This is a genomic window from Hymenobacter lapidiphilus (genome assembly GCF_013377885.1).
Classification (GTDB): Bacteria; Bacteroidota; Bacteroidia; order Cytophagales; family Hymenobacteraceae; genus Hymenobacter; species Hymenobacter lapidiphilus.
The window spans coordinates 18,872-28,755 of record NZ_JABKAU010000044.1; the positions used below are offsets into that span (position 1 = coordinate 18,872).

The 9,884-nt window shown below is 61.6% G+C and carries 8 protein-coding genes; 4 read left to right on the forward strand and 4 right to left on the reverse strand.

What is annotated here, in order from left to right; genetic code table 11:
* Positions 1-121 precede the first annotated feature (121 nt).
* The 3 genes from HW554_RS17480 to HW554_RS17490 form a co-directional block, all read right to left on the reverse strand.
* Complete coding sequence (locus HW554_RS17480; protein WP_176909860.1) at positions 122-517, reverse strand: hypothetical protein; 396 nt, start codon at positions 515-517, stop codon at positions 122-124.
* A 123-nt stretch (positions 518-640) separates the two neighbouring features.
* Positions 641-2,689, reverse strand: coding sequence for a VWA domain-containing protein (locus tag HW554_RS17485; RefSeq protein WP_246285442.1), 2,049 nt, complete (start codon positions 2,687-2,689; stop codon positions 641-643).
* Between the two features lie 306 nt (positions 2,690-2,995).
* Positions 2,996-4,192 carry an acetate/propionate family kinase gene (locus HW554_RS17490; protein WP_176909861.1) on the reverse strand — a complete coding sequence of 399 codons (1,197 nt, stop codon included), beginning with the start codon at positions 4,190-4,192 and terminating at the stop codon, positions 2,996-2,998.
* Between the two features lie 147 nt (positions 4,193-4,339).
* Here HW554_RS17490 and HW554_RS17495 point away from each other — a divergent pair, with 147 nt between their 5' ends.
* On the forward strand, positions 4,340-4,723 hold the full coding sequence (locus HW554_RS17495) for a GlcG/HbpS family heme-binding protein (RefSeq protein WP_176909862.1): 384 nt from the start codon (positions 4,340-4,342) through the stop codon (positions 4,721-4,723).
* A 209-nt stretch (positions 4,724-4,932) separates the two neighbouring features.
* Complete coding sequence (locus HW554_RS17500) at positions 4,933-5,340, forward strand: hypothetical protein (RefSeq protein ID WP_176909863.1); 408 nt, start codon at positions 4,933-4,935, stop codon at positions 5,338-5,340.
* 127 nt (positions 5,341-5,467) lie between these two features.
* Here HW554_RS17500 and HW554_RS17505 read toward each other — a convergent pair whose 3' ends face one another.
* Positions 5,468-7,168: a DEAD/DEAH box helicase gene (locus HW554_RS17505; RefSeq protein WP_246285448.1), complete on the reverse strand. Its 1,701-nt coding sequence runs from the start codon at positions 7,166-7,168 to the stop codon at positions 5,468-5,470.
* Positions 7,169-7,495: 327 nt separating this feature from the next.
* On the opposite strand from HW554_RS17505, the gene HW554_RS17510 reads away from it, so the two are divergent.
* Both HW554_RS17510 and HW554_RS17515 read left to right on the forward strand, forming a co-directional pair.
* Complete coding sequence (locus HW554_RS17510) at positions 7,496-8,629, forward strand: TlpA disulfide reductase family protein (protein ID WP_176909865.1); 1,134 nt, start codon at positions 7,496-7,498, stop codon at positions 8,627-8,629.
* A gap of 112 nt (positions 8,630-8,741) precedes the next feature.
* Positions 8,742-9,866 (forward strand): porin, encoded by a 1,125-nt coding sequence (locus HW554_RS17515; protein ID WP_176909866.1) that lies wholly within the window; start codon positions 8,742-8,744, stop codon positions 9,864-9,866.
* The last annotated feature ends 18 nt before the right edge of the window (positions 9,867-9,884 follow it).

Sequence of the window (9,884 nt, forward strand, 5' to 3'; positions counted from 1 at the left end):
GTGAATTAGGAGCTATTCTGCCATCCTGAGCTTGCGAAGGATCTGGTGAGAAGCTATCGATTGATGTAAGCTTCTTACCAGGTCCTTCGCAAGCTCAGGATGGCGTTGGACAAAGGTACGGCTACTGCGCCAGCCGGCGCTTGCGGACGCTCTCGGCAATCAGCAGGCGCACCTCGCCGTTGGGGCGCACCACGTACTCGCCACTGTCGCGGATGAGGATGCCGTCGGGCGTCTGGTCGCGGTAGTCGTGATGAACCAGAATGCCGATGCGGGCCGTATCGGCGGCCGTCGGGGCAGGCGGGGCGGGCTGGCCGCTGAGCTGGGCCATCTGGGCCAGGTACAGCAGCGAGTCGCGGCGGGTATATGGCTCCAGCCGAAACTTGCCCGGCGCGTAGTTGCGGGCCGTGGAAACCCGGTTGCGCAGGAAATCCTGCACGGCCAGCTCGGCTTTTTTATCAGTTGATTTCGCGCAGCCGCTGAACAGCAGGATGGTAGCGAACAGGGGCAGGTATTTCATAAGCAGAGGTAGGGGCGGGGCTTGTCCCCGCCCGCCATTGAGGCGTTATCGTTGGAATAATTCGGGCGAGGGTCGTTTAACGGCGGGCGGGGGCAAGCCCCGCCCCTACGTCGGGCAATCAACTCACACGCCGCCGGAGTACTTGCGGGTGGCCCATTCGGCCGTTATTAGGGCCAGGAGCAGGAAGAACAGCCATTTCAGGTTGATGAGGTCTTTCAGGTCTTCCTGCTCGTAGATGACGGGCTTGTAGCCGGCCTTCTCAATGTCCTGGGCTAGCTGGTCGATTTGGGCGGGGAAGTAGAGGCGCTGGCCGCTACGACGGGCCAGCTGGGCCAGCAGGTTGTGGTCGGCGCGGCTTTGCAGGGCTTCGAGCTGCTGCTCTTGCACCAACACTTCGCCAGCATCCTGCTGGGCCTGGCCACCGAGCGTGGCGCGGGCCCGGTAGCGGTAGAGGCCGGCCGGCAGCTCGCCCAGGTGCACGGGCGCGCCATCGGGGGTAGGGGCAAAGCTGAAGGTGCGGGTTTTCTGCCGCTCGTCGGTGAGCGTGAGCGTGACAGGTTCGCCGTAGGTGCGCTCGAAGATGGCGTTGTAGGTTTCGGCCCCAAACGTCACGTCGTCAGATGTGTTGAAGGCATCCTGGGTCGGGTACACGTCGAGGCGCTTGCGGTTGGCGTTCTGGGTGAGCAGCTGCAGGGTCCGCAGCACCAGCCGGTCGTAGGCTTCGGGCTTGTCGTCGTGCTCTACGGCTTCCTGCAGGCGCCACTGCCAGCTGCCTTCGGTGAGCAGCGTGGCCTGGCGCCGGGCAGGCGTGCCGCCGAAAACCAGCAGCGGCTTTTGGGTAGCCACGCGGCCCACCTGCTGCCACAACGCCGCCTCGGCCCCGCCACTCAGCTTTACCTCGCCAAACGGCACCGGCACCGGCGGATAGGCCAGAAACCGCCGTAGCGCATCATCTTCAAAAGTAAACCGGTTGAAACCCGGGTTGGGCACGGGCGTTACATCGTCGGTTTGCGTGCCGCGGGGCTGCACAGTAAGGCCGGTGCTCAGGCGGTTATAGGCCCCGAAATCGGACTGCGCGCCGAGCACGTACAGAGCCGGCGCGCGGCGCGCGGCCACCTGGGCCAGCACCTCGGCGCCCACGCCCGAGCGGGCCGGCAGCTGGTGCAGAATGGCCACGTCGAAGTCCTGGTTTTTCAGCGGACTGATGCCGGGCAGGTAGGTAATGAGGTCGAAGTTGTTGTTTTGCTGGATGGCGGCGCGTAAGGCCTTGAGGTCGGGGTGAGGAGCAGCGCCGGCCAGCAGCACCCGCAGCTTGCCCTTCACTACATCGAGGTAGGCGAATTTGGCGTTGTTGAGCAGTGTGAACTCGCCCGCCAGCGGAACCGCCCGCACCTCGTAGCGGCGCTTGCCGGTACCGGTGGCCGTCAGCAGAAACGTGGTTTTGGTACGCCGCTGCCCGGCTGGCAGGGCTACGCGTTTGGTTTGCAGCACCCGGCCTTTTTCCAGCAGTTGCACCGTGGCCGTAGTGCCGGCCCCGTAGCCATCGTAGGCCAGCTCGGCTTCAATCGGGAACTGGTTGCCGCTGAAGGCCAATCGGTTGTAGCCAAGCGCGGGCAGGCTTACATCCTTTTTCAGAATCGTATCGCCCACGCCCAGGGTATAAATTGGGAAGCGGTAGTCGGTAAACTCGGGGGCCTGTCCCTGGTTCACGAGGCCATCGGAGAGCAGCACCACGCCCGCCAGGTTACGGCCCTGAAACGTTTCGCCGATGCCGGCCAGCAGCCCGTCGAGGTTGGTGGCCGGGGCCCGGAACTGCACCGAATCGGGCCGGGTGGCGCCAGTGGCCGCGAGCGTGCGGGTTTCCACCGCAAAGCCCTTTTGGCGTAACGTTTCGGCCAGCCGCGTGAGGCCCGTGGTGGCCTGCTGCAGTACCGCCGGCGGCGTAAACAGCGCCACCGACTTCGAGTCGTCGAGGGCCAGCACGACGGTTGGCTTCTCGGTGGTAGTGGTGGTCGATTTAAGGAAGGGGGAAAGCAGCAGAAAGCACAGGAAGCTTACCACCACGAAGCGCACGGCCGCCAGCGCGTAGTTTACGGCCCCGCTCCAGGGCGCTTTGGCCGAGTAGAGCAGCGCCGCGTAGCCCGCGCCCACCAGCAGGCACAATCCAATCAACCAGGGAGAAGCAGATAACAGCAAGAGCCGTGATTTTTGAGCTGATAGGTTTGAGCTGACAGCTGTTAGCTTTTAAGTTGAACGACAGGCCTCTACAACGAAAGTAGATAAAGCCTATTTACTAATACCCATTCAGGTAGCGAGAGTTTCACAACCCAACCTGGGATTAGGCTGGCCCGAAGATACGGCTTCTTCGGGCGGCTAGCCGACACTTTTACGCATGAAAAGTCTTGTGAACAGATACTTCAAAGCATCCGGCAAGTATCAGTACGAAAAAGCTAATGGCTAACAGCTGGCAGCTAACAGCTAAATTAAAGCCGCACACTGGCGGGCAATTTCCAGTTCCTCGTTGGTCGGGATGACCAGCACCGGCACGCGGGCACCGGGGGCCGAGAGGTCGCGCAGGCCGGGGGCGCGGCGCTGGTTGAGCGCTTCATCGAGTTGGATGCCCAGAAAGTCCAGGTTCTGGCAGGCCAGGCTCCGGACGCGGGCGTCATTTTCGCCCACTCCCCCCGTGAATACCACGGCTTCGGCCCCGTTGAGGGCGGCCAGGAAGGAGCCGAGGTACTTCTTGATGCGGTAGGCATACAGGTCGTAGGCCAGCCGGGCGCGGTCGTCGCTGGCTTCGAGTTGGCGGGTTATGTCGCGCATATCGGTGTGGCCGGTAAGGCCGAGCATGCCGCTTTCCTTGTTGAGTAAGGTTTTTACGGCGTCGAGCGAGTAGCCCAGCTGTTCGACGAGATAGAAGATAACAGCCTGGTCGGTGTCGCCGGCGCGGGTGCCCATCACCAGCCCGTTCATCGGCCCGAAGCCCATGCTGGTATCCACCGAGCGGCCGGCCACGGTGGCCGTCATGCTGCAGCCATTGCCTAGGTGCACGGTGATTATGCGGGCGTCGGGCTGACCCAGGTGGCGCCGGGCCTCGTCGCACACAAACTTGTGGCTGGTGCCGTGGAAGCCGTAGGCCCGCAGGCCGCGCTCGGTGTACAGGTGCTCGGGCAGGGCGAAGCGGTAGGCCTGGGGCGGTAGCGTGCTGTGGAAAGCGGTGTCGAACACCGCCACCTGTGCGGCCTGAGGGAAAAGCTGTTCGGCCACCTCCATGCCCAGCAGGTTGGCCGGGTTGTGCAGCGGAGCCAATGCAAACAGCTCCTGGATTTTGGCCTTCACGGCCGCCGTAACCAGCGTGGGCTCCCGAAACTGCTCGCCCCCATGCACCGCCCGGTGCCCCACCACGGCCACCTCCTCGGGGCGCTGGATGACGCCCATTGCTGGGTCCGTCAGCAACGCCAGCGCCAGTTGCAGGCCGGCGCGGTGGTCGGCAATGGGCTCGGTACGGGTCAGGGTGCGCTCCTGGCCATCGGGGCCCACGGCCGTGTGGGTAAGCTGGCCCTCGGCCTGACCGATGCGCTCGATGAGGCCCCGGCACAGCGGCTGCTCCTGCGGCCAGTGAAACAGTTGGTACTTAAGCGAGCTGCTGCCGGAGTTGATAACGAAGATGTTCATATAGTGAGCTGTTAGCCTTCAGTTATTAGCTGCTAGCTTTTTGTTCGGTGAGTCAACGGGTTTGTAGGCTGTTTGTGTCTCCGTTCCATTCGCAACGCAAGCGGTTCCGCTTATCTAAAAGCTTCAGACCGGCAAAGTAAGCCAACAATGGCTACCCGCGCCGAAGCCCAAAAGGCCGGCCACGCCGTGCCCATCCCGGTAGTCGACCGCTTGGGCCACCCGCTGGCCGTGCTCCGCGACCACCGGGCCGGCGTGCACACGCTGCGGGCCAGCTACAAAAAGGCCTGCACCGCTAACTCGCAAAAGCGCGAAACGGCTGTCATTGCCCGCGGCATCAAACACGGCAGCATCCCCGGAGACATCCGCTACCTCGACGAAAACATGCTGATGGTGGACGGCGGCGTGCCCATCGTCGTCAACGGCATCGTGGTGGGCGGCATTGGCGTGGGTGGGGCCCATGGCAAAGAGGACGCGCGGATTGCCAAGGCCGGGCTTAAGGTGCTAGGGGAGTATAATGACCCCGAGTGCTAGCGCTGAATCTGGCTGCTCAAATAAACCTACATCTTCGGGAAGCATACTGGTATTGGCTTGCTTTCCAAAGGATTGTTGCGTACATAGCGCTGCTGCCCGAAGCTGACAGTAGCACCAGATGGTGAGAGTACCTATACTGCGCCCAATCTTACTGGGACAAATTGTACAACTAATAAAGGACGTTGACCTTCAAATTTGCGACTATTAAAATGTTTAGATACAGTATTTGTGACCCGTTGAAGAGCGAGCCAATTGAAATGGGGGAAATTAATAAAGAGAAAATCCTTGATACCGTTGAGGGATTCCCATGGACTGACTTTCTCGATAGGATGAAAGGCGTTAAAGAAAGTGAAGTTTATTTTTCGCCCTCAATTGAGCTTGAGAATAAAAATAACCGACACGGACTGAGTATTTCGATTATTAAAAATGAGAAGGGAAATGAATTCTATATTTTCTTTAAAAGACCAAAAATGGTGACAAAATTATTTGGGTTAATAAAAAATATAGATGAGGACTTTATATCTGACCGGACTGGACAGACAAGCAATGACGTTCAAGATGCAGTAGCAGCTTTAATAAATGATGATTTTGTAGTTCTTGAAAAAAGGTGGGGATAAATAATTTTTCACCCCAAAACAACTATTTAATTTGGGGAAAGTAGTTCTGTACAATCATTCCCAAAACCAAAGCCGCCGCTGCTCCTCACGAAGCAGCGGCGGCTTTTCTATTAGCCTCACTTAAACCTTACTCTCCGCTAGTGGCAGCTGGTCCTTCAGCGGCGGCCGGCGTGTCGCCTTCTGGGCGGGGGCCGCGGTTGTTGCGGTTACGGCCCCCGCGCTTGCGGCGACGGTTCTCGTCCGTACCGGCTTCACCTTCCGAAGTGCCGTTGATGTGGGCGCCGGGCGCATCGTCGGGCAGGGGCAGGCGGGGGGCCTGGCGCTGGCGGGCGGCGGCGGCGTCCTGGGGCTCGCCTTCGCCGGCAGGCGTTACTTCGCCTTCGGGGCGGGGCAGGCGGGGGGCGCGGCGGGGGCGGTTGGGGTCGTTGTCGCGACGGGGACGGTCGTCGCGCTCGGGGCGGTCTTCGCGGGGCGGACGCTGGTAGGGCTGGGCCGGGGCCTGGCCGGCATCGAGGGCCGCTAGGTTGGCCTGGGCGCGGGCAATGCGGGCCTGCTGGTCGGCATCGGGCTTGTCGCCGCGCCGGTCGGGGCGGTTGCCGCCGCTGCCACCGTCGCGGCCGCCGCCACCCGAGCGGCCACCACCGCCGGAGCGACTTCCGCCGCCACCGCCGCTACGAGCACCGCGCTCGGGCCGGCCACCGATTTTGCCGCCCAGGCCGCTGAAGCGCTTGGGGTCGAACTCGGGCGCGGCGCCGAGGCCCATAGCTTCGGTAATGTCCTGCTTCTCAACTTCGCGCTCAATGAGCTTCTCAATCTTGATGACCCGGTCCTGGTCCTGGTCGGAGATGAAGGTGATGGCCGTACCCTTGGTGGCAGCGCGGGCCGTGCGCCCGATGCGGTGGACGTAATCCTCGGCGGCGCGCGGAATGTCGTAGTTCACCACGTGGCTCAGCGAGTCGATATCGATGCCCCGGCTGAGCACATCGGTAGCCACCAGAATCGGGAACTGCTTGTTCTTAAACTCGCGCATAATCTGCTCGCGCTCCTCCTGGGTGCGGTCGGAGCTGATGCCCTGGGCCACGTAACCCAGCTTGTTGATAGCCCGCACGATACCGCTCACGGCCGCTTTCTGGCTCGTAAACAGCACCATGCTCTGCACCTCCTGGGTTTTGATGATGTGTTCGAGCAGGTAGATTTTCTGGCGGTCGAAGGCCATGTAGAACTGCTGGTCGATGCCGGCGGCGGGCTTGGATACGGCCAGCCGGATTTCCTCGGGCTCGTTGAGAATCTGCTTCGAGAAGTCGCGGATTTTGGTGGGCATGGTGGCCGAGAACAGCAGCGTCTGGCGCTCCTTGGGCAGCTGCCGGATAATGTTGAGGATGTCATCGGAGAAACCCATGTCCATCATCTTGTCGGCCTCATCGAGTACCAGGTACTTGAGGTCCTCGAACTTCACGTAGCCCATCTGCATGTGGGCAATCAGGCGGCCGGGCGTGGCCACGATAATGTCGGCCCCCGAGGTGAGGGCGCGCTTTTGCTGCTCCCAGCCCTCGCTTTTACCGCCGCCATAAATGGCAATCGAGCTGGCTTCCACGAAGTAGCCGAAGCCGGTTACCTGCTCATCAATCTGGGTGGCCAGCTCGCGGGTAGGAACCAGCACCAGCGTGGAGGTGGTGCCGTGTTTGGCGTGCGAAATCTTGTCGAGCAGCGGCAGCAGGTAAGCGGCGGTTTTGCCGGTGCCGGTCTGGGCGCAGGCAATCAGGTCTTTGCCGTCGAGGATTTTGGGGATGGCCTGCTCCTGAATGGGGGTGGCCTGCTGGTAGTTCATGGCATCGATGCCGGCCAGCAAATCGTCGTGGAGGTTGAATTCGTGAAACGTCAAGGTTCAGCTTAACTAAGGGTGAAAAAAAGGCTGACCCGTCGTTTCCCGGTCAGCAAACCGCATTTGTGCTCTGTTAACAAAGATAGGGGATTGACGGCGGAACCAGTCTGGCCCTCCCGGCGGCGGGGGCAGCATATTGCCAGGAACAATCTATGCGTTACTTGCTGACGGCAAGCTGCCTCGGTCAATCAGGCAATCATGTAAATTCACCCGCCATACTTGCGCCGCGCCGCTACCTTTAAGCCGATTTCTAACCCTCAATATCTTACCCCAATGAAGCAGTTTCTTCTCCCCCTTCTACTTACGGTCAGCGGGCTGGCCCAGGCCCAGCAGCCATTTCCCTACACTATCAAAGGCCAGCTCGGCAAGGTGAGCGCACCCGCCAAAGTATACCTCGTGCGCGGCCTTACAGTGCTGGATTCGGCCGCAGTGAAGAATGGAGCGTTCGAGTTGAAAGGCACGACCGGGGAGCTTAGCACGGCCGACCTGATTCTGCGCAAAAGCGGCCGCCTGGGTAGCCTGTATGGGCCGTTGGGCGACCGGACCCGGGTGTTTCTGGAGCCCGGCACTATCGTCGTTACCAGCCCCGATTCGCTGGCCCACGCCAGCATGAAGGGCGGCCCGAACACGACCGACTACCTGCGCCTGGGGGAAACGCTGAAGCCTGCCATTGCCAGCATGCAGGCCTTCGGCGCCGAATCGATGAAGGTTCCGGAGTCGCAGCAGCAGAGCCCCGCTTTCAAGGAGCGCATGCAGGCTGGTTTTGCAGGGTTTCAAAAGCAGCTTGGAGATGCCACGTACGCGTTCATCAAAATGAACCCGAATTCCTGGGTAAGCCTCGATGCCCTGCAGGGAATGCAGATGATGGATTTGCCCCAGTACGCCACCGTGGCCCCACTCTACGAAGCGCTGAGTCCGGAGCTCAGAAACAGTGCCGCGGGCCGCAAATATGGCGAGCTGGTAAAGGGGCTGAAAGCCGTGGCCGTGGGCGCGCTGGCCCCCGACTTCAGCCAGCAAACCCCCGACGGCAAAACGGTTTCCCTGCGCGACTACCGGGGCAAGTACGTGCTGGTCGATTTCTGGGCCAGCTGGTGCGGCCCCTGCCGCCAGGAAAACCCGGCCGTCATCAAAGCCTACAACGAGTACAAAGGCCGCAACTTCGAGGTGTTGGGCGTATCGCTCGACGAAGCGAAGAACCGCGCCAAGTGGGTAAAGGCCATTGCCGACGACCAGTTGCCCTGGGCGCAGGTGTCGGACCTGAAGGGCTGGGAAAACGCGGCCGCCCGGCAGTACCAGGTAACCGGCATTCCGCAGAATTTCCTGATTGACCCCGACGGGAAAATTCTGGCAATTAACCTCAAGGGTGAAGAATTGCGGGCGGCGTTGGCACAGTATGTCCGGCCGTAGCCGCTTATGGCCGGGGTAAGGCAGATTTGCCCAACCCCGGCCGTCTTTTTGCGTTCTTTAGGCCCGCGCCCCGTGCCACCCCGGCCGGAGCCGTTGCTCTAGTTGATTGCGTATGAAGCACCTTTTCGCGCTACTGGCGGCGGTGGCCCCGGCGCTGCTGCCGGCCACCGCCGCGGCCCAAAATGTCACCCCCACCGACTCGGCCGCTACGGCCGTTACCGAGCCGGCCAATCCGTTTACCGTGTATGGCTTCGTGGATGCCTATTACGGCTACGATATCAAGCACGCGGCCGGTAATGAGCGGCCCGGTTTTATCTTCTCGCACAACCGCCAAAACGAGTTTACGGTGAACCAGGGCCTCATTGGCCTGCGCTACGACAATGACCAGGTACGCGGCGAAGTGGGCCTGCACGCCGGCACCTACCCCACGGCCAACTACGCGCCCGAAGACCCCATCATCCGCAACATCTACCAGGCCTACGCCGGCTTTCGGCCCTTCCGCAAGGCCTGGATTGATGCCGGTATCTTCAGCTCCCATATGGGCATCGAGTCGGCGCTGAGCAAGAACAACTGGACGCTGACCCGCTCGCTGGCCGCTGAGGGTTCGCCCTACTACGAGGCGGGCGTGAAGTTCACGTACGAGGCCGCACCCACGCTTACGCTCACGGCGCTGGTGCTCAACGGTTGGCAGAACATCCGCGAAACCAACCAGGCCAAGGCCCTGGGCACCCAAATCCAGTGGCAGGCCACCGATAAGCTGCTCATCAACTCCAGCACCTTTTATGGCAACGAGCAGCCCACGGGCCTCGTGCGCCGCCGCCGCTACTTCCACGATTTTTACGCCCGTTACGATGCCTCCGACCGCCTGAGCCTGGCGCTGGTGTTCGACGTGGGCAAGCAGGAGCGGCCCGAAGCCGGCGCCAAAGCCGATACCTGGTACACCGGCACGGCCCTGGCCCGGGTGCAGCTTTCCGACAAGTGGCGACTCGGCGGACGGGCCGAGTACTTTTCGGCCGACCACGGCGTGGTTATCCTCAACGCCACGCCCGCCCTCACCGACCCCGACTTCAAAGTGCTGGCCGGCTCGCTCAACCTCGACTACCTGCCCACCAGGCATGTGGCTGTGCGCCTCGAAGGCCGGCAGTTCAGCTCGGGCCGCAACTTTCTGACTGACCGCAACGGCCGCCCCTCCAAACACTACGGCAACCTCACCAGCAGCATCTCGCTGTCGTTTTAGTGAGGTAAAGGGCGGAGA